At 55.8% G+C, this 20,961-nt stretch carries 13 protein-coding genes and 1 tRNA gene; 11 read left to right on the top strand and 3 right to left on the bottom strand.

Going from position 1 to position 20,961, the window contains the following annotated elements:
* Positions 1 to 29 precede the first annotated feature (29 nt).
* The 7 genes from glyQ (at position 30) to AC0B60_RS04395 (ending at position 9,566) form a co-directional block, all read left to right on the top strand.
* The gene (gene glyQ, locus AC0B60_RS04425) at positions 30 to 1,055 is read left to right on the top strand and encodes a glycine--tRNA ligase subunit alpha (protein ID WP_465084354.1); all 1,026 of its coding nucleotides are present in this window, start codon (positions 30 to 32) and stop codon (positions 1,053 to 1,055) included.
* Between the two features lie 2 nt (positions 1,056 to 1,057).
* Positions 1,058 to 3,145: a glycine--tRNA ligase subunit beta gene (gene glyS / locus AC0B60_RS04420; protein WP_465084352.1), complete on the top strand. Its 2,088-nt coding sequence runs from the start codon at positions 1,058 to 1,060 to the stop codon at positions 3,143 to 3,145.
* Positions 3,146 to 3,201: 56 nt separating this feature from the next.
* A tRNA-Pro gene (locus tag AC0B60_RS04415) sits at positions 3,202 to 3,278 on the top strand.
* A gap of 205 nt (positions 3,279 to 3,483) precedes the next feature.
* Positions 3,484 to 4,152 (top strand): hypothetical protein, encoded by a 669-nt coding sequence (locus AC0B60_RS04410; protein WP_465084351.1) that lies wholly within the window; start codon positions 3,484 to 3,486, stop codon positions 4,150 to 4,152.
* A gap of 266 nt (positions 4,153 to 4,418) precedes the next feature.
* Positions 4,419 to 5,903: a KAP family P-loop NTPase fold protein gene (locus AC0B60_RS04405; RefSeq protein WP_465084350.1), complete on the top strand. Its 1,485-nt coding sequence runs from the start codon at positions 4,419 to 4,421 to the stop codon at positions 5,901 to 5,903.
* Positions 5,904 to 6,317: 414 nt separating this feature from the next.
* Positions 6,318 to 7,898, top strand: coding sequence for a hypothetical protein (locus AC0B60_RS04400; protein WP_465084348.1), 1,581 nt, complete (start codon positions 6,318 to 6,320; stop codon positions 7,896 to 7,898).
* A 108-nt stretch (positions 7,899 to 8,006) separates the two neighbouring features.
* Positions 8,007 to 9,566 (top strand): BCCT family transporter, encoded by a 1,560-nt coding sequence (locus tag AC0B60_RS04395; RefSeq protein WP_465084346.1) that lies wholly within the window; start codon positions 8,007 to 8,009, stop codon positions 9,564 to 9,566.
* A gap of 30 nt (positions 9,567 to 9,596) precedes the next feature.
* Here AC0B60_RS04395 and AC0B60_RS04390 read toward each other — a convergent pair whose 3' ends face one another.
* Positions 9,597 to 11,414, bottom strand: a complete 1,818-nt coding sequence (locus AC0B60_RS04390) for an ABCB family ABC transporter ATP-binding protein/permease (RefSeq protein WP_465084345.1) — start codon at positions 11,412 to 11,414, stop codon at positions 9,597 to 9,599.
* Between the two features lie 100 nt (positions 11,415 to 11,514).
* Between AC0B60_RS04390 and AC0B60_RS04385 the strand changes: the two genes are divergently transcribed.
* Positions 11,515 to 13,260: an ABC transporter transmembrane domain-containing protein gene (locus AC0B60_RS04385; protein ID WP_465084343.1), complete on the top strand. Its 1,746-nt coding sequence runs from the start codon at positions 11,515 to 11,517 to the stop codon at positions 13,258 to 13,260.
* A gap of 81 nt (positions 13,261 to 13,341) precedes the next feature.
* On the top strand, positions 13,342 to 14,616 hold the full coding sequence (gabT, locus tag AC0B60_RS04380) for a 4-aminobutyrate--2-oxoglutarate transaminase (protein WP_465084341.1): 1,275 nt from the start codon (positions 13,342 to 13,344) through the stop codon (positions 14,614 to 14,616).
* 96 nt (positions 14,617 to 14,712) lie between these two features.
* Here the strand turns inward: gabT and AC0B60_RS04375 are convergent, their stop codons facing one another.
* Complete coding sequence (locus tag AC0B60_RS04375; RefSeq protein ID WP_465084339.1) at positions 14,713 to 15,453, bottom strand: ParA family protein; 741 nt, start codon at positions 15,451 to 15,453, stop codon at positions 14,713 to 14,715.
* Between the two features lie 263 nt (positions 15,454 to 15,716).
* Between AC0B60_RS04375 and AC0B60_RS04370 the strand changes: the two genes are divergently transcribed.
* Positions 15,717 to 17,432, top strand: a complete 1,716-nt coding sequence (locus AC0B60_RS04370; protein WP_465084337.1) for a carbohydrate-binding module family 20 domain-containing protein — start codon at positions 15,717 to 15,719, stop codon at positions 17,430 to 17,432.
* A 164-nt stretch (positions 17,433 to 17,596) separates the two neighbouring features.
* Positions 17,597 to 18,361, top strand: coding sequence for a VC0807 family protein (locus AC0B60_RS04365; protein ID WP_465084336.1), 765 nt, complete (start codon positions 17,597 to 17,599; stop codon positions 18,359 to 18,361).
* 116 nt (positions 18,362 to 18,477) lie between these two features.
* On the opposite strand, the gene gyrB is transcribed toward AC0B60_RS04365, so the two are convergent.
* Complete coding sequence (gene gyrB / locus AC0B60_RS04360; protein ID WP_465084334.1) at positions 18,478 to 20,892, bottom strand: DNA topoisomerase (ATP-hydrolyzing) subunit B; 2,415 nt, start codon at positions 20,890 to 20,892, stop codon at positions 18,478 to 18,480.
* Positions 20,893 to 20,961: the final 69 nt, after the last annotated feature.

Here is a 20,961-nt window from a genome sequence, read left to right as displayed (position 1 = left end):
ACACACAGACTGACCAGCAGGCAAACGTCGTGACAGACAAGGCAACTTCCGCAAACACGCCGGATATCAAAACCTTCCAGGGCCTGATTCTCGCCCTGCAGAATTTCTGGGCGCAGCACGGCTGCGTGGTCCTCCAGCCCCTGGATATGGAGGTGGGCGCCGGTACCTTCCACCCGGCCACCTTCCTGCGCTCCATTGGCCCGGAAACCTGGAACGCCGCTTACGTTCAACCCAGCCGCCGCCCTACCGATGGCCGCTATGGGGAAAACCCCAACCGCCTGCAACACTACTACCAGTTCCAGGTGGTGCTGAAGCCGTCTCCGGACAACATTCAGGAGCTGTACCTGGACTCCCTGAAAGCCCTTGGGCTGGACCCGCTGGTACACGACATCCGCTTCGTGGAAGACAATTGGGAATCACCCACGCTTGGCGCCTGGGGCCTTGGTTGGGAAATCTGGCTGAACGGTATGGAAGTGACCCAGTTCACGTACTTTCAGCAAGTGGGTGGCCTGGAGTGTTACCCGGTCACCGGCGAGCTTACCTACGGGCTTGAGCGCATTGCCATGTACCTGCAGGGAGTAGACAGCGTCTACGACCTGGTGTGGACCGAAGGCCCGGATGGTGTGGTCACTTACGGCGACGTGTTCCACCAGCAGGAAGTGGAGATGTCCACTTACAACTTCGAGCACGCCGATACCGAGTTCCTGTTTCACAGCTTCGATGTGCACGAACGCGAAAGCGCACGTCTGATTGAAGCAGGCCTGGCATTGCCTGCCTATGAGCAGGTGCTCAAAGCTTCACATACTTTCAACCTGCTTGACGCCCGTCACGCCATCTCCGTGACCGAGCGCCAACGTTTTATCCTGCGGGTTCGCACCCTGGCCCGGGCCGTTGCCCAGGCGTATTTCGACAGCCGCCGCAAGCTTGGTTTCCCGCTGGCACCGGACGCCCTGCGCAAAGAGGTATTGGCTGCCACCGAGACCGCCGCCGAAAAGGCGAATGGCAAGAAGGGTAAGAAAGCGAAAAAAGCTCAGCAGGAACAGGGGAACGCATAACCATGGCAACACAGGATTTTCTGGTCGAACTGGGCACCGAAGAGCTGCCTCCCAAGGCCCTCAATACACTGTCGGACGCGTTTACCCGTGGCATTACCAATGGCCTGGAAGAAGCCGGTATTCAATTCGGCAAGGTGGAAGCCTTTGCCGCACCACGCCGGCTTGCCGTCAGGGTCCGTGACCTGGAAGACGCCCAGCCGGACAAACCGGTGGAAAAACGCGGCCCCGCCGTGAAAGCCGCGTTCGACGACTCCGGCAACCCCACCCGGGCACTGACCGGCTTCGCCACCTCTCTGGGCGTCACACCGGACCAGCTCGATACGATGGAAACCGACAAGGGCGCCTGGGTAGTCTATCGCACCATCGAAAAAGGCCGTCCGACCGTCGAATTGATGCCGGAACTGGTGGACCAGTCCCTGGCCGCGCTGCCCATCCCCAAACGCATGCGTTGGGGTGCGCACAGGACAGAGTTCGTGCGTCCGGTGCACTGGGCCATCCTGCTGTTCGGCAACAAGGTGATCGACACCCCGATCATGGGGCTGACCCCGGGCAACAAGACCCGCGGCCACCGCTTCCATTGCCCGAAATCATTGATCGTGCCCACACCCGGCGACTACGAAGTGGTGCTGCGCCAGGAAGGGTATGTGATCGCTGACTTCGCCGAACGCCGCGAACAGATCCGTGACGGCGTCACCGCCATTGCCAGGAAGGAAGCAGGCGGCCAGGCGGTTATCGATGAAGACCTGCTGGACGAAGTCACCGCCCTCAACGAGTGGCCCGTGCCTCTCATGGGCCGTTTCGAGGAACGCTTCCTGGAGGTTCCCGCCGAGGCGCTGATTTCCTCCATGAAGGAACACCAGAAGTATTTTCACGTGGTCTCCGCCGACGGCCGGATGCTGCCGCTGTTCATCACCGTCGCCAACCTGGAAAGCAAGGACCCGGAACAGGTCATTTCCGGCAACGAGAAGGTCATTCGCCCACGCCTGTCCGATGCAGCCTTCTTCTATGACACCGACCGCAAGACCAGACTGGAAGACCGCATCGAGAGGCTCAAACCGATCGTGTTCCAGGACAAACTGGGCAGCATCTATGACAAGTCCGTGCGGGTGGCCGCACTGGCAAGGAAGATCGCCGACGCCATTGGCAGCGACCCCGTTCTGGCCGAGCGCGCCGCCATGCTTGCCAAGACCGACCTGGTCACCGAGATGGTGCTGGAGTTCACTGACCTGCAGGGCATTATGGGCCAATACTATGCTGCCAACGACGGTGAGAACGAGGACGTGGCCAGTGCACTGAACGAGCAGTACATGCCGCGCTTTGCCGGTGACGACCTGCCCGCAACACTGACCGGCTGTGCTGTGGCCATTGCCGACCGCATCGATTCCCTGGTCGGCCTGTTCGGCATCAACCAGCCACCGTCCGGTACCCGTGACCCGTTCGGGCTGCGCCGAGCCTCTCTGGGGGTGTTGCGCATCATCATCGAGCGGGAGCTGCCGCTCGACCTGCAAACCCTGTGCGAGTGGGCGGTAGAGGAACACAACAGCATCACCGAATCGAATGTTGCCAACACGGTGGTGGATTACATGCTCGAGCGTTTCCGTGCGCACTATGAAGAGCAGGGCATCAGTGCCGAGGTCTATCTCGCGGTGCATGCCCGTCGCCCCACGCGCCCGCTGGACTTCGACCGCCGGGTGAAGGCCGTGGAGGCCTTCCGCCAATTGCCGGAGGCCCTGGCCCTGGCCGGCGCCAACAAACGGGTGTCGAACATCCTCACCAAACAGGGTGGCGACAGCATTGGTGAAAGCATCGACAGTGAGTTGTTGCAGGACAAGGCTGAAATAACATTGGCCGACCAAATCCGCCAGCAGGCTGATAAGGCCCTGCCACTGTTTGAAAAAGGCGATTACGCCACCGCCCTGAGTTCCCTGGCCAGCTTGCGGGAGCCGGTGGATAACTTCTTTGATGAGGTCATGGTGATGGCCGACGACGAGGCCGTGCGCAATAACCGCCTGGCCATGCTCAACCTGCTGCGAAACCTGTTCTTGCGGGTCGCGGATATCTCGGTATTGCCCACCTCCAGTGGGCAGTGAAAATCTTACGGGGGCTGGTAAACAACCAGCCAATCCGTATAATACCGGCCGTTGATCGGCGTGTGGCGCAGCTTGGTAGCGCACTTCGTTCGGGACGAAGGGGTCGCAGGTTCGAATCCTGCCACGCCGACCAGATTATCCCGCAGTATCAGTAGCTTAAAATCCCTTCTTCTTTGTTCGCCAAACATCAGATTCCGCTAACCACCAGTCTCCATCTTTTTCTTTCCTTGCCTTCGAACTAGGCCACAAAGGTTTAAGAATACTCCCACTCAGATTTCGCAATGCAAATAGGCAACAGAGTAGCTAGACTGCCTTCTCTGATCCAAGAAGGACCTGATGTGAACGACGTTTCCCAAATTCACAGAGAGCGACTGGAATTTCTCAAGGAATACATTCTGGCCATGGACATGGGACGCCGCTTTGCCGGTGACCAACTCGTTGCCAGAAAAACGGCAGAGCTGGAGGCGGCAGGCTTTTTACACGGGGGCTCAGAAAAGGACGATCATTCTTGGGCCCGCAATGAAATTGGATACGTGCAACTTTTCGCTTTGCAAACCAGGGAGATGCTTTGGGCTCAGATGACGTTAATCATCTGGACTTTTCTCGAGCAACTTTTTTCCGATGCGATGCCTTCTCTGGCGATGAGCCTGGGGATAGAGGAGAAGTTTGATAAAGACAAGGGTAATCAAAATTTAGTTAGAAAGTGGGAAGCGTATTTCCAAAAGACTCTGAATTTAAAGCCCAATCTAAAAAAAGATGACTGGCAGGATCTTGAAGCTTTTCTTCGCATCCGAAACTTCATAAGCCACTCAACTCATAGACCCGGACGTCCCCCGACTGGCGCTCAGTTCAAAGCCGCCAAACGATTACAAGGACTGACAGTAGAACATGATGGTTTAGGAATTTCAGCCCAGTTCGTGCAGTCTTCATACGGACTGGCCAAACGCTGTCTCCATGCTTTAGCTGGAGAGCACTGGCTTGAAAGTGAGAAACTCGACTTCTCTTAAAATAACCAACGGGTTCTCAAAATAGTTGGCGGGTAACTACATCTAATAAGCGAACAGAATCATCAAGGCGCAGAATCGCCATGCGATGCTACCAATAGATAACCACCTTGGATATTTTCGTAAGTCTGCTAATGTTCCAAGGTAATTCTAGGTTGGTGAACACGCCGAGCGGAGACAGCATGTTGGCCTTCGAGTGAGCCAATCCCTGTCCTGAAAGTACCTTAGTATTTTGAAAGCCAAATTCATCGGAGAATAAGGACATCCCTTTGGCTGGGAACCCCACAACTGGCAATCAAGAAACACATGATCACTGGGAAGATGACCAGCTCGGCCGAAAGGACCAGGCAAAGCTCTTGACCAGCTTTCTCGAGCAGCAATATAACCGTATGCTCACAGAAGAAAGGCCTCGACATTTTGTTCTAAACATCAATTCCTCTTGGGGTTTTGGTAAAACTTTCTTCCTTGATCGATGGCAAATAGATTTGGAGGACAAGCATCATTTCGTACTGAGTTTCAACGCTTGGGAAAACGACTATGCTAAAGATCCTCTAATGTCTTTTCTTTACGAGGTCAGTACTCAACTAACAACACGCCTTCAAGAAATGGCAGAACAAGATGCAAACGCAAGAGCAATCGAGAACACAGCCAACTGCCAGGATGCCGGAAACAAACTGACCCAATTCATTCAGGAAAACGGTTACAAGCTCTTGCGGTCAGGCCTCTCGATAGCGACTGGCATTCAAATCCCCGAAGGCATGGGAATATCGGATCCATTTGAAGCCGAAAAACAGCGCAAGCACGCGATCGAAACATTTAAGGATAAACTTAGAAATGTAATTGATGCCATCGCTCGACATGAAGAAGCCGAAAACTCCTTCTTTAAATTGCCGCTCTTCATCTTCGTTGACGAGCTAGATCGCTGCCGACCTGACTTCACGATCGAGCTAATCGAAGTCGTCAAACACATCTTCAACGTCGACGGCATTTTCTTTGTTTTTGCCACGGATGGAGATCAACTTCAGGCATCTCTTCAGGGTATGTATGGGAGTGGCTTCGAAGCAGAAGTCTATTTCAACCGGATCTTCTCGAGGGAAGTGCACCTCCGTCTCCCTGATAACTTTCAGTTTGCTCAAGCTTTGGCAGGTAAGTACACCATGTTTGCAAACTCGGAAGATCTAAACGCACTTATTACAGCTTCTATTACTGAAGGAGGCTCTGAAGCAGATTCCTTTTGCCGAGACTTCGAGTGGGTTTCCGATGTGTTTGGCCTCACTATGCGTGACCAGCATCAGATGGCTGCAGCTTTTGACGTACTGCATAAGACGCGTGTTATTAATGGGGAGAAGACGTTCACAATAGCGGCCCTTGTACTTATCTTTTTGTGGCAACACAGAAAGCGGCTGTTTCGAGAGCTTATTTCAGATCCTGAAAAATATTCAAGTGGTGAAGCTCTATCCTCTAAATTAGGGGAGTTGAATGTCTTTGAGAAAAATCGGACGCAGTTAATTGCTTGCCCCTCTGACGACAGTTTTTTCTATGATCAGATTCCAGTTACAGAGGTAATTGCTGGCTTCCTATCTCTGATGACTTGCGAAGCGGAACAAGTAAAAAATATACGCTTCGGCGAATCTCGAACATATCTGTTCATCCACCATATCTGTGAGTCTGCTCGTCAGCCCAACAGAAATGAACCTCAGCGAGGTATTCCGTCTCTTCGCACAATGATCGATCAAATCTTGTTGGCAGCATGAATTTCTGTAGTTCGATCCTGAATTTAGAGCCTTTGTAAAGCGCTGTAACCTCCAACGTTGCGGCACACAAAAGGTCAGGGAGTTTCCCGTATCCGTCGATATATCGACTTTGAACTTAGGTGTTCCTATGAACACGACCCGCTGTTCGTGAAACTTACCAACTCTGCCGAATGGTTTTCCCAGCGCCCCTCTTGTTAGACTCCGCCCGCTAGGCGAGGCTCTGGCACAGCAACTTGCCGATCTTTCTGGCATTGTCTTTGACCAACAAACTGGCCGGTCAGATCTGCTCTATCGCTATTACACCCCCTCCCTAGCAACGATATTCCTAACTATCTGATTTATTTCCCGCAGTTGACATAAAGCTTTAACAAAGGACATGTACAACGGTGCTCTCATCCCAACGGAGCAGCAGTAATGTCCGACCAATCCTCCCTTTTGGTAGAGAAACTCTGGCGACTCAAACGCCGCATCGATAAGGGCCAGTGCCCGAGCGTCGACTTTGTCCATCTCAACGTCCTGCTGAGAGAGCCTAACTACCGCAATGACGTTCTGATGCGCGTGGAAGCCAATGGCACACCTGAGCTTCAGGCGCTGGCGCGCGAGATCATGGCCAATGATGATGGCCGTCCGCTGATGGCCAAATCGTCGAACCAGAAACTTCAGGCCAGTCCCGTCGCGCCCCAAAAAAGACGCAGTTGGTTTGCCCGTCACGCACTGATACTGGTTCCCGTCATTGGCGCTGTTGTCGCAACGGTCGCAGGCTTTACCGAGTTCGAGAACCGTAACGTGCGTATCAACGCCGACATTACCGCAGACACTGTCTGGGAAAGCGGCCACCGATACACCCTTGAAAAGACCATTTTTGTCGAAGGCGCGAACCTGACCATCGAACCCGGTGTAACCATAGAAGGCGACCCCGGCTCCGCACTGATCGTAACCCCCGGTGCCAAACTGTTTGCCCGTGGCAGCCGGAATCAACCAGTAGTCTTCACCAGCAGCAAGGAATCCGGCCAACGGGCTCGCGGTGACTGGGGGGGCGTGGTACTTCTGGGCAAGGCGCCGGTTAACGAACCGAATGCGCGAATAGAAGGCGTGCCTGAAAACGACACCCGAGGACAATTCGGAGGCAGTGACAAGCAACACAGCTGCGGCGTGGTGCAATACACCCGCATCGAGTTCGCCGGATTTGAGGTTTATCAGAACAACGAACTGAACGGGCTAACACTGGGCGGCTGTGGTTCCAACACCATTATTCAGAATGTGCAGGTTCACCGCGCACTGGACGACGGCATCGAGATGTTCGGTGGCACCGTCGACTTGAAAAACATCCTCGTGACCGGCGCCGCCGATGACTCCGTCGACTGGGACTGGGGCTGGAGAGGTCGGGTACAGTTTGCCATCGTCCAGCAGTACCGAGATATTGGCGATAACGCCTTTGAGGGAGACAGCAACGGCTCCAGCCACTCGGCTGTGCCACGGTCCGAACCCACTTTCTACAACGTGACCCTGTATGGCAGCGGCCGTTCCGCGAAGGAACATCGTGCAATACTGTTGCGTGAAGGTTCCGGCGGGCATTTCCACAACATGATCATCGACAGCTACGCCATTGAAGCCCTGGATACACGGGACGAAGTCACCGCACTGGTGGGTATGAATGCCCTGACGTTCAGCCACAACCTGCTCGCCAACAACGGCAGGCTTGGCAACCTCAACATCGTCAACGAAGCAGACGATGATGACTTCGGATTCAACGAGGAGTTGTGGATACGAAGCCCCGAACAGCAGAACACCGTCCAGGTTGAAACCGGCTTGCAACCCTCGGTCACCAGCGAGTCGTCGCCGCATTTCCGCCCCAGAAGTGCAGTGCGAGCCATGACCGCGAAACGCCCGCCGAAAGCCGAGTTCTTTGATGAGTCGGCGATGTACCAGGGCGCTGTTAACCCCAGGGCCACATCGACTTGGCTGGATGACTGGACAGCATTTCCGGAATCCTGACGAGCTTATCAGTACCCGGGAGGGCGACTCCTTACGCAAGCAAGGGAAGGGAATGCAGACGTCTGACTTTTTCTGTACCCTGCGCGGCTCTTCGCGAAAGGAACAACCATGACGTCCCAGAAAGACTCTCTTCCCGACACCGAACGACCGGGCACTTTTTCCGATAGTGACCCGGTCGTTCTGACTCTTACGATTGGCTTCATCCTGTTATTCGTTGGCGCTTCCATTTTTGATAGCAGCGCCGTCGCTAAAGCGATTGGCGCCGGGTTTACCTGGACAGCAAAGTACCTGGGGTCGTTCTTCCAACTACTCCTGCTGGCTACCTTTTTTATTTCGCTCGGAACGGCGCTCAGTAAGGCGGGTAATGCAAGGATTGGCGGCCTGGACCAGCCGGAAATCAGCCGTTTTCGTTGGCTATCAATGATCATGTGTACTTTGCTGGCCGGCGGTGGGGTATTTTTCGCGGCCGGGGAACCCGTCTATCACTTTGTGGTAACACCACCGGCGTTTGATACCGAAGCCGGGACTGCTGCGGCCACCGCTCCGGCCATGGCACAGTCATTCACGCACTGGGGCTTCCTTGCCTGGGCAGTGCTCGGCTCGCTGACCGCACTGGTTCTCAGCAGAGCTCATTATGATCAGGGCAAACCGCTGCAACCCCGTACGCTGCTGTATCCAGTGTTTGGAGAGAACGCGGTTCGGGGCAAGCTCGGTGGCGTCATTGATGCCCTGTGCGTTATTGCCGTGGTGGCTGGAACCGTGGGCCCCATTGGTTTCCTGGCAACTCAGGTGAGTTTTGGCTTGCATGAACTGTTTGGTGTCACGAACGGTTATGGCACCCAGCTCGTGGTACTGATCATTCTGGCCGGTGTGTACATGACATCCGCGATGACAGGCCTGCACAAAGGCATTCAGGTGCTCAGCCGGTTCAATGTGATTCTCGCTCTGGCCATTGCTGGTGTGATCTTTTTGTTCGGTCCCACCCTGTTTCTTGTCAACACCTTTACCCAGTCATTCGGCGAATATCTGACCTCCTTTATGGCCATGTCGACCATGACCGCCGAGACGGCACCGGATTGGTGGATGAAATGGTGGACGGTGTTTTTCTTTGCCTGGTTTATTGGCTACACCCCATTGATGGCCGTATTTGTGGCGCGGATCTCCCGCGGGCGCACGGTTCGGGAAATGATCCTTGCGGTTGCTGTCCTTGCGCCCATTGCGACCACGATCTGGTTCACGCTGCTGGGTGGCTCCGGAATCTATCATCAACTGGCCGGCACCTTTGATCTGACCGACGCCCTGAACAATTTCCGTTTTGATGTCGCCACCCTGACAGTTGCACAGGCTCTGCCAGGAGGCACCTGGATGGCTGCGGCAATACTGCTGCTCACCACCATTTTTGTCGCCACCACCGGTGACTCCATGAGCTATTCCATTGCCATGGTAGGCGCGGGCCATGATGAGCCAAATCCTTGGATCCGGGTCTTCTGGGGCGGTGCCATGGCCCTGATGGCCGCCATTCTGCTCTATATGGGATCAGGGCAGATTGGCGTGCTTCAGCAGTTTATTGTGCTGACCGCCATACCGGTATCGTTCATCATTCTGCCTTCGCTCTGGACAGGACCGAAAGCGGCGATGGCCATGGCCCGGGAACAGGGTCTGACCTGACACCAGGGCCGACTTCCAGCCGGCCGGGATTCATTTTTCCCGTTCGGTGCCGGCAGGATGACCGCCATCCCGATGCTGCTGCTCCCAGAGCCTGGCATAATGCCCGTTCTGGCCCAGCAGCTCGACGTGGTTCCCGCTCTCGACGATATGGCCACCATCCATTACCAGTATGGTATCCGCATCCCGTATGGTGGACAGGCGATGCGCAATCACCAGTGACGTGCGCTGACGGCTGACTTCCTTCAAGGCCCCCAGAATGGCCTGTTCAGATAGCGAATCCAGGGAGGAGGTGGCTTCGTCCAGGATCAACAGAGGCGGGTTCTTCAGGATCACCCGGGCGATCGCCACCCGCTGTTTCTCACCACCGGAGAGTTTCAGGCCCCGTTCCCCCACTTGCGTGTCGTAGCCATCGGGGAGGCTGTGGATAAAGTGTTCCAGATGCGCCATTCGAGCGGCCTGATAGACATCTTCGTCACTGGCATCAGGCCGACCATAGGCCAGGTTGCGAAAAAGCGTATCGTTGAAAAGCACGGTATCCTGAGGCACCACACCAATGGCGGAACGCAAGCTGTCCTGGGTGACCGCGCGGATATCCTGACCATCAATGGTGATACCGCCCTGATTCACATCGTAAAACCGGAACAGCAGGCGGGCGAGCGTGGATTTGCCGGCACCGCTGGCGCCCACCACAGCCACGGTGTGCCCGGCGGGAATCGAGAAAGCGACATCCCGGAGGATCTGGCGGTCCTGGCGATAGGCAAAGTGCACATGGTTAAAGCGAACATCGCCTTTTTCCACCACCAGCGCTCTGGCGTCCGGTGCGTCCTCGATGACCGGTTCGTCGCCCAGCAGTCCGAACAGCCGTTCCACATTCACCAGCGCCTGACGGATTTCGCGGTAAACGAACCCCAGGGCGTTCAGAGGGATAAACAGCTGCAGCAGGTAGGCGTTGATCATGGTGAAATCCCCCAGGGTAATCTCACCACTGGCCACTTCCTGCACCGCCATGGCCATGATCACAATCATCGCCACGCCAATGATCAGGGCCTGACCCGAGTTCAGGGCTGCCAGTGACAGCCGGTTTTTGAGCCGTGCCTGCTCCCAATCGTCCAGATCTTTGTCGTAGAGCTCGGACTCGAAACGTTCGTTATTGAAGTACTTCACGGTCTCGTAGTTGAGCAAACTGTCTACCGCCCGGGAGTTGGACTGGTTGTCACGGGCATTGGCTTCCCGTACGTATTTCGTGCGCCACTCGGTCACCTTGATGGAAAACACGATATACACCACCACCGCCACCAAGATCGCCAGCACGTAGCCCACGTTGAACACTACGAAGAGAATACCGGCCACCAGCAGGATTTCGAGGAGGGTGGGTACAATATTGAAAAGGGTGAAACGCAGCAGAAAGCTGATGCCATTGGTGCCCCGTTCAATGTCTCGGGCCAGCCCACCGGTCTTCCGGTCCAGGTGAAAGGCCAGCTCCCGGTTGTGCAGATGTTCGAAGACCCGCAGTGACACTCGCCGCATGGCCCGTTCCGCCACGCGAGCAAACACCGCGTCCCGCAGTTCGCTGAACAGGGTACTGCCAAATCGGAGCAAGCCGTAGGCCACCACCAGCAAGACCGGAATCCACAACAGCACTTCGCCACCCTGGTTTTGGTCCAGGTAGTCGACGATGTATTTCAAGGCGACGGGTGTGGCGACCGTGGCCAGTTTGGAGAAAATCAGAAACCCCAGTGCCAGCATGACTCGACCACGGAATTCGGCCAGATAGGGCCATAGGCCGCCAATGACTTTCCAGTCCGGTTTATGGTCAGCTGGGTAATCGTTATCTGCGTAGGCGCGCACTTGGTTTTCCTGTCAGAATCGGGCGTTGTCCAGTGGTGGCTAAAGTCTACAGTACCCCGCATTCAGGAGGCACATCATTAACACCCGTCATCGGAAAGCCTTGAAACTGGTTGTCGATTTTATCAGTCCCTACAAAAGGGCCGTTGCTGGCGCTCTCGTGGCCCTGGTTATTACGGCTGGAATCACACTTGGACTTGGTCAGGGCCTACGAATTCTTGTGGACCAGGGCCTTGCTACTCAGTCTCCCGCCATGTTGTCCAAAGCAGTAGGGCTATTTTTTGTGCTGGTGATCGGGTTGGCTATCGGGTCCTTCGCTCGCTTCTACCTTGTGTCCTGGATTGGCGAACGAGTGGTCGCGGACATTCGCAAGCAGGTGTTCAATCACCTGATCGACCTTCACCCCGGCTTCTATGAAAAAAACCGAAGCCTGGAGATCCAATCGAGGTTTACGGCCGATACCACCGTACTGCAATCCGTCATCGGCTCCACGGTATCCATCGCGCTGCGCAACACATTGATGCTGATGGGGGGACTGATCCTGCTGTTCATCACCAATGCCAAACTCGCCAGCATCATCATCCTCGGCTTTCCGCTAGTGATCATTCCCATCCTGATTTACGGGCGCCGTGTCAGGCAACTTTCCAGGCTGAGCCAGGACCGGGTCGCGGAAGTAGGCAGCTACGTCGGGGAGAACCTCACCCAGATCAAGACGGTGCAGGCGTTCAATCATCAGCCCCATGACCGCCGGTTCTTCTCACAGGTGGCGGAAAACGCCTTCGACATCGCCCGGGTAAGGATTCGCCAGCGGGCCTGGCTGACCACCATCGCCATTACCCTGGTGATGGGCGCCATTGGTGTGGTGATCTGGATTGGCGGGCTGGATGTGATCTCCGGCCGCACCAGTCCCGGTGAGTTGGCGGCATTCGTGTTCTACAGCCTGCTGGTAGGCTTGTCCGCAGGGGCGATCAGTGAAGTGATAGGCGAGTTACAGAGGGCAGCCGGGGCGGCGGCGCGGATCTTCGAGCTGCTGCAGACACCCAGCGAGATTCACATTGAGACCGTCGCCACCCAGGCTCTGCCTGACAGTCTTCGCGGCGACATCGAGATCAGTGATCTAACCTTTTCCTATCCGGCTCGCCGCGATATCGAGGTTTTGAAAAGCCTTTCACTTCGCATTCAGGCAGGAGAAACCGTGGCACTGGTAGGCCCTTCTGGTGCAGGGAAGTCTACGCTATTCGACCTACTCTTGAGGTTCTATGACCCAGACACGGGGCATATTCTCATCGACGGCGTCGATAGTCGTCAGGTGGCGCTTGAAGCGTTGCGCCAATGCTTTGCGCTGGTGCCCCAGAACCCCGCTCTGTTTCACGGCACCATTGCCGATAACATTCGCTACGCCCGCCCCGATGCCAGTGATGAAGCCATGGTGGAGGCCGCCCGAATTGCCCATGCCGATGAGTTTATCCGCAAACTGCCACAGGGTTATGAAACGCCGTTGGGCGACACTGGTCTCGGGCTATCGGGAGGGCAGAAGCAGCGGCTGGCCATTGCGCGGGCACTACTCGCGGATGCGCCTATACTGTTATTGGACGAGGCGACCAGCGCCCTGGATGCTGAAAGCGAGCATCTGATCCAGCAGGCGATGCCGGGGTTGATGTCGGACCGGACCACACTGGTCATCGCACATCGGCTGGCGACCGTCAGGCACGCCGATCGTATCATTGTGATGGACGCCGGGATTATTCAGGATATCGGGAAACACGATGAGCTTGTCGAGCGAAATCCGCTGTACCGGAGGCTATCCGAACTCCAGTTCCAGGAGGACATTGGCGGCCGTCGTACGTAGAAACAACAGGGCCGGGTTTTCAAACCGGGCTGTCATTTCGTGTATGCTGACAGGACCAAACCGAATTCGAGGAGAGGCAAAGTGACGAACAAAGAACTGCAGGCACTCAAAGAACGTTATGTCGCGGCCGGTGCTGCCAGCCCCAATGAGCAGTTTGCTGACCATGCGACCAATGCCGAGCTCTGGGATGCCGATGGCAAGCGTATGATCGACTTCGCCGGCGGTATTGGTGTACTGAATATCGGCCATCGTCACCCCAAAGTGGTTGAAGCGGTGAAAGCACAGTTGGACAAGCTGATGCATACCTGCCAGACCGTCATGCCCTATGAGGGCTATGTGAAGCTGGCCCAGAAACTCAGCGAAGTTGTACCGGTAAAGGGCAACGCCAAAGTGATGCTGGCCAACTCCGGCGCAGAGGCCCTGGAGAACGCCATGAAAATCGCCCGAGCGGCGACCGGTAAAACCAACGTCATCTGTTTCGACGGTGGCTATCATGGCCGGACGTTCTACACCATGGCCATGAACGGTAAGGCAGCACCTTACCAGACAGACTTCGGGCCAATGCCCGGCACTGTGTTTCGCGCTCCCTATCCAGTCCCTTATCACGGTGTCAGTGAGGAAGAGGCGCTTCGCGGCCTGAAGATGGCCATGAAGGCCGATTCACCCGCCAGTGACACCGCCGCCATCGTGATTGAGCCGGTGTTGGGTGAGGGTGGTTTCTACGCCGCACCAGCCAGCTTCCTCAAAGAGATCCGCAAGATCTGCGATGAGAACGGCATCCTGATGATCGCGGATGAGGTTCAGAGTGGCTTTGGCCGGACCGGCAAGATGTTCGCCATTGAGCACAGTGGTGTTGAGCCCGACATGATGACCATGGCCAAGAGCATGGCCGATGGTATGCCGATTTCGGCTATCGTCGGCACCGATAAGGTTATGGACTCATCTGGCCCGAACTCCCTGGGCGGCACCTACACCGGCAGCCCGACAGCCTGTGCGGCAGCCCTTGCGGTGTTTGACGTGTTCAAGGAAGAAGACATTCTGGGCAAGAGCCAGCGCCTGGGTGACAAGCTACGCAAACGCTTTGATCAGTGGCAGGAGCAGTTCCCTCACGTGGACAATGTTCGCAACATGGGCCCCATGGCTGCCATTGAACTGGTCAGTGACAAGACCAGCAAGGAACCAAGGGCAGACCTGGCGGCGGCCGTTACCAAGAAAGCCAAGGAAAATGGCCTTATCCTGCTGAGTTGCGGCATGTACGGCAATACCTTGCGTTTCCTGATGCCGGTGACCATTGAGGACAATATTCTTGAGGAAGGCATGGCGATCGTTGAGCAGGCGCTGAAAGAGGTGGGTTGAAACCACTATCAGGCAGGGTAATTAACAAACCTGCCCCTGCGTACCGGAACGCTGGTCGGTGTAAGCTGGCCAGCGTTTTTTTATGGTTTCTAACCATTAGATCAACTTCCTGATTTCCTTCCACAAGCGCCGATAGGCATCGGCAGCCGCTGATGACCGGTCCATCAATTCCACCGGCTGGCCACTCTCACCCATTCTCTCCACCACACTGGCATTGGGAATCAGGGCGTTCAACCCATTCTCGAGGCGCTGTTTGCGATTGATCACCATCTCTCGATGCAGACTCTTGCGGCGGTCCACTATGGAGAAAAACGGGTGCAAACGGCCGGGTTTGAGCTTCTTGTCCTTGGCAAACGTCTGGAGCTGTTGCCAACTGTTCAGAGCAAGCCAGGTCGGAACCACCGGCACAAAAACGCCATCGGCGGTTTTCAACACCTGCTCGGATAGCCGCGACATCGAAGGCGGGCAGTCCAGCACAACCAGACTGGTTTCTTCCGATAACGGCGACAGCCAGCTTTTGAGGGTATTGGTGCTGTCGTCCTTATCCAGCCGGACATCAAGGTTGCGAAAACTGTTATGGGCCGGGATAAAATCGAGGTCAGGGTAGGCGCTGGCCCGGATAAATTTGCCGATGGGGGTCTTGCCATCCATCAATGCGGCCAGTTTCCTACCCTTGATCTCGTCGGTTCCCGCCAGGTACCAGCTGGCCGCGCCCTGAGGGTCGAGATCCCATAGCAGGGTGGGAATGCCAGCCTGGCTGGCCAGGTAAGCAATGTTTACAGCCGCAGCGGTTTTACCGACACCGCCTTTCAGACTGTAAAACGCAATGATCTTCATGCTTCCTCCTAAAGCCCCATTGAGATACGGCTGCAAGCTTAACCGATCCTATTGGTAAGCGTGTTTCAGTTTAATGACACGTCCTTTATCGCAACACAAATATCGGAACTCCTCCCCCTGACTACTCCCCGCAAACTGCCTGAAAGGATGTTTTGGCTAACGATTGAACACTTCATGTTGAAGATGGACATCCACAACTGCCGTCAACAAGCGGCATTGGCCATTGGATAGTCTCCACAACAAATACAAGACAGGAGCACACAATGATTCCTATACAACGCTTGGTAACCGGTGTCAGTCTCGGCCTGACACTTGCGTTGCCCATTAACAACGCCCACGCCGGTACCTTTGTCCATCTGTTCGAATGGAAGTGGAGCGATGTCGCCACCGAATGTGAGCAGTTTCTTGGGCCTAAGGGATACAGTGCGGTTCAGGTATCACCGCCGCAGGAACACATTCAGGGCAGCGCCTGGTGGACGCGCTATCAACCCGTCAGCTACCAGCTCCAGAGCCGCAGTGGCAATGCCAGCCAGTTCGCCGACATGGTTTCGCGCTGCAACTCGGCCGGGGTTGATGTTTATGTGGATGCGGTGGTCAACCATACCGCCAATGGAACGGGAACCGGTACCGCTGGGTCCTATTACAGCAGCGATTCCCTGACGTACCCCATCTACAGTGGCAACGATTTCCACGCTGAATGCAGTATCAACGGCTCGGACTACAGTTCGGATGCCTGGCGCGTGCGCAATTGTCGCCTCGTCGGCTTGCCGGACCTCGATACCGGAAGCAGCTACGTGCGCAACACTCTGGCCGGCTACCTCAATCAACTCACCTCTCTGGGTGTGAAGGGTATTCGAGTCGACGCCGCCAAACACATGTCTCCCAGTGATATCGGCGCAATCATCAATCAGGCCAGCGACCCACTGTACGTCTTCCAGGAGGTGATCGACCTGGGTGGTGAAGCCGTCAGTGCCACTGAGTACAGCGGTACATCAGACGTCACCGAGTTCCGCTACAGCGCGTCCATTGGCAACGTCTTCAAGAACCAGCAACTGGCCAACCTCAACGCCTTTGGTGAGAGTTGGGGATTTCTGGCGGGAAGCGATGCTGTGGTCTTCACCGACAACCACGACAATCAGCGCGGCCACGGTGCTGGCGGCAGCAATGTGTTGACCTACAAGGATGGCGCTCTCTACAACCTAGCCAACGTATTCATGCTGGGCTGGCCCTATGGCTACCCCAAGGTGATGTCGAGCTATGCGTTTTCCAACGGCGACCAGGGGCCGCCTGCCCAGACGGTCTACCAGAACGGATCAGCTCAGTGCGGCGCCGCCTGGGTGTGCGAACATCGCTGGGACTCCATTGCCAACATGGTTGCCTTCCGGGCCGAGACCGACGGCCAGGGCGTGAACAACTGGTGGGACAACGGCAACAACCAGATTGCGTTCAGCCGGGGCAACAAAGGGTTTGTCGCCATCAACCGTGAAGGCAGCACACTGTCACGCACCTTTGGCACCGGGCTGGCCGATGGTGACTATCGCAATGTCGCTGGCAACGGTGCTTGCGTTACGGTGCAGAATGGCCAGGTGGCACTGACGGTACCGGCGATGGAGGCAGCGGCACTTCATAGCGGTGCCCCCTGTGACGGAAGCGATCCCAATCCGCCAACAGCAGGGACGGCATCCGTCACTTTCCAGTGCCAGAACGGCACTACCACCATGGGGCAAAGCGTGTACGTTACCGGCAACAACAATGCTCTGGGCAACTGGTCACCTGCCGATGCGGTAAAACTGAACCCAACAGCCTACCCAACCTGGAGTGGGACGATGGCTGTTCTAGCAGAAACCTCCATAAAGTGGAAATGCCTCAAGCGCAGCGAAACCGATCCAGACGCGCAGCAGCAGTGGCAGTCAGGGGACAACAACCTGGTACAGACCGCAGGTGAGGGCACCAGCAGTGTCACTTCTGGTTCGTTCTAAAGCGCACCTGCCACTTTCCCCCAACTGACAAGCGGCCCGCGTTGGCGGGCCGGTACCGCCGACCTCGGTTACTCACACTCACGGTTTCATCGTATACTGCCTGACGACTTTTTCGGTATGCTGGATTTCACCGGCATCACTTCCCCGAACGATCAGGCTGATTTATGACCGACCCGGAAACCCAATCACCACCGACCCACAAGCCAAGGCCCTGGGTTGATCTACTCGTCAGTATCGTCATTCCCTCCGTCATTCTCATGAAGTTGAGCGGGGATGAATACTTGGGCAGTGTCCTGGCCTTGGTCATCGGGCTTGCGTTCCCCCTTGGATGGGGGTTGTTCGAATTGGTTCGCTATCGTAAATATAACTTTATTGCGGTACTCGGCATCGTCAGCGTGGGCCTGACCGGCGGTATCGGCTTGATGGAGCTGGATGCAGGCTGGCTGGCAATCAAGGAAGCTGCTGTGCCCGCCGTCATCGGTATAGCAGTGCTTGTTTCAACCCGTACACGCTATCCGCTGGTTAGAACGTTGCTCTACAACCCGTCCGTGCTGAACGTCGACAAGATTCAGGCGGTGCTGAAAGAGAACGGAAGTGAGGAGGAGTTCGACGCGCGCCTGCTCAAGGCCAGTTATTTCTTCAGCCTGACCTTCCTGTTCTCCTCCATCATGAATTACGTGTTGGCCAAGTGGATTGTTACCAGCCCGTCTGGAACCCAGGCGTTCAATGAGGAATTGGGCAGGATGACGCTGGTGAGCTACCCCATGATTGCCATTCCCTCGATGATCATGATGATCGCCATTTTCTACTACCTTTGGCGCTCCATCCGCCGTCTTACCGGCTACACCCTTGAGGATGTTATGGCGCCACACCTTGGGGCCCAGCACGACGGCAAGTCCTCCGACACATCCACGGGTAACGGTGGTTGATCCCGGAATCCCACGTTTAATTCAGTCAACTTACTGAATTAAAAAGAAAAAGGCGACCATCTGGTCGCCTTTTTCATGGGCCCGGATAAACCGGGCCAGACCACGAAGCCCCGCAATCACACGTCCAGGTTAGTCACCTCAAGGGCGTTACTCTGGATGAACAGGCGCCGTGGTTCGACGTCATCGCCCATCAGGGTAGTGAAGATCTGGTCCGCCGCAATGGCATCCTCAATGGTAACCTTCATCATGCGACGAGTCTCCGGATCCATGGTGGTTTCCCACAACTGCTCCGGGTTCATCTCGCCCAGCCCCTTGTAGCGCTGAATGTTCAAGCCCCGCTGGGCCTCCTTCATCAGCCAGTCCAGTGCGCCCTCGAATGAAAGCACCGCTTGCTTGCGCTCGCCACGCTGGATGTAGGCGCCGTCTTCAATCAACCCGTCAAGCGTCTCACCCATCCTGGCAATAGCCGTGTAAGAGGACGACTCGAAGAACTCATGGCTGAACACGTGGTTATGGGGAATCCCGTGCACATAAATCACCACCTTCGGCAGGTAGAGATTACGTTCCGTGTCCTTTTCCACCGAGAATGTGTACTTGGTACCGGTGCGGGTATCCAGCTGCAGCCCGTCACCCAGGCGGGCCACCCAACGAGCCACTTCCGTCTCTTCCTTCAGGTGTTCCGGCTTCAGGGTCACGTTGTCCAGCATTTGTTGGAGTACCTTGGCCGGATAGGCCCGGGACAGACGATCAATCATCGCCATCACCGCCTGGTAATCCTTCACCATCGTTTCCAGAGCGGAGTCCTTGATGGCCGGTGCTTCCGGATTCACATAGAGCTGGGCGCCTTCCAGGGCGGTCTGTGTCAGGTAAGCTTCCTTGGCCTTTTCGTCTTTCAAGTACTGCTCCTGCTTGCCACGCTTGACCTTGTACAGCGGAGGCATGGCAATAAATACATGGCCGCGCTCAATGATTTCACGCATCTGACGAAACAGGAAGGTGAGTAGCAGCGTGCGGATATGGGAACCGTCCACGTCCGCATCGGTCATGATAATCAGGGAGTGGTAGCGAAGTTTTTCGGGATTGAATTCCTCTCGCCCGATGCCGCAACCCAGTGCAGTGATGAGTGTACCCACTTCCACCGAGGACAACATCTTGTCAAAACGGGCTTTCTCCACGTTCAATATCTTACCCTTGAGGGGCAGTATGGCCTGTGTTTTCCGATCGCGCCCCTGTTTAGCGCTGCCACCGGCGGAATCACCCTCCACAATGAACAGTTCGGAGAGAGCAGGGTCTTTCTCCTGGCAATCCGCCAACTTACCCGGCAAACCAGCAATATCCAGTGCCCCCTTGCGGCGCGTCATGTCACGGGCTTTTCGAGCCGCTTCACGAGCACGGGCCGCTTCAATCATCTTGTTGACGATCAGCTTGGCCTCATTGGGCTGCTCCTGCAGGAAGTCCGCAAAGGATTGATACAGCTCTTGCTCGACCGCGGTCTTGACCTCGGAAGAAACCAGCTTGTCCTTGGTCTGGGACGAGAACTTAGGATCAGGAACCTTCACGCTGATAATGGCCGTCAGACCCTCTCGGGCGTCGTCACCGGAAGTGCTAACCTTAGCCTTTTTACCCAGCCCTTCGTGCTCAATGTAGTTGTTGAGCGAACGGGTCAGGGCGGCACGGAAGCCAGCAAGGTGGGTACCACCATCACGCTGCGGGATGTTGTTGGTAAAGGTGTAGATGTTCTCCTGGAAGGCATCGTTCCACTGCATGGCCACTTCCACAGCGATACCGTCTTCACGTTCCTTGATGAAATGAAAGACACGGTTGATCGGGGTTTTGTTGGAGTTCAGGTGCTCAACAAAGGCACGTAGGCCACCCTCGTATTCGAATACCTCTTCCTTTCCACTACGCTCATCCTGCAGACGGATACGCACGCCGCTGTTCAGGAACGCCAACTCCCGCAGGCGCTTGGCCAAAATGTCCCAGTGGAATTCAATGCTGGTAAACGTCTCTGGAGAGGGAATGAAATGAACCTTCGTACCACTGGCATCGGTATCGCCAACCACATCGAGCGGAGCTTTTGGTACGCCATTGTTGTAGGTTTGCTCATACACCTTGCCATCACGTCGAATGGTCAGCGTAAGCGAAGAGGAGAGGGCATTCACCACCGACACCCCAACACCGTGAAGCCCGCCAGAGACCTTGTAGCTGTTGTCATCAAACTTACCACCGGCATGGAGAACCGTCATGATGACTTCGGCAGCGGAGACGCCTTCTTCCTTGTGAAGGTCCACCGGGATTCCACGGCCGTTATCCCTGACCGTAACCGATTCGTCCGGATGGATAATCACCCCTATTTCAGAACAGTGCCCAGCCAACGCCTCGTCAATGGAGTTATCCACCAGCTCGAAGACCATGTGGTGCAGGCCGGTGCCATCGTCAGTGTCACCGATGTACATACCGGGCCGCTTCCGAACGGCATCCAGTCCTTTCAATACCTTGATGCTTGAGGAGTTGTAGTTCGATTCACTCATTAGGATACTCCTGAAGGGTGATTTCCCGGCGTGACGCCATTGCCGCTGTTATTACAGAGCGTTGAAAGT

This window comes from Marinobacter sp. V34, assembly GCF_055524115.1.
Note: the sequence above shows the minus strand (reverse complement) of the source record. Positions and strands in the feature narration are given on the sequence as shown.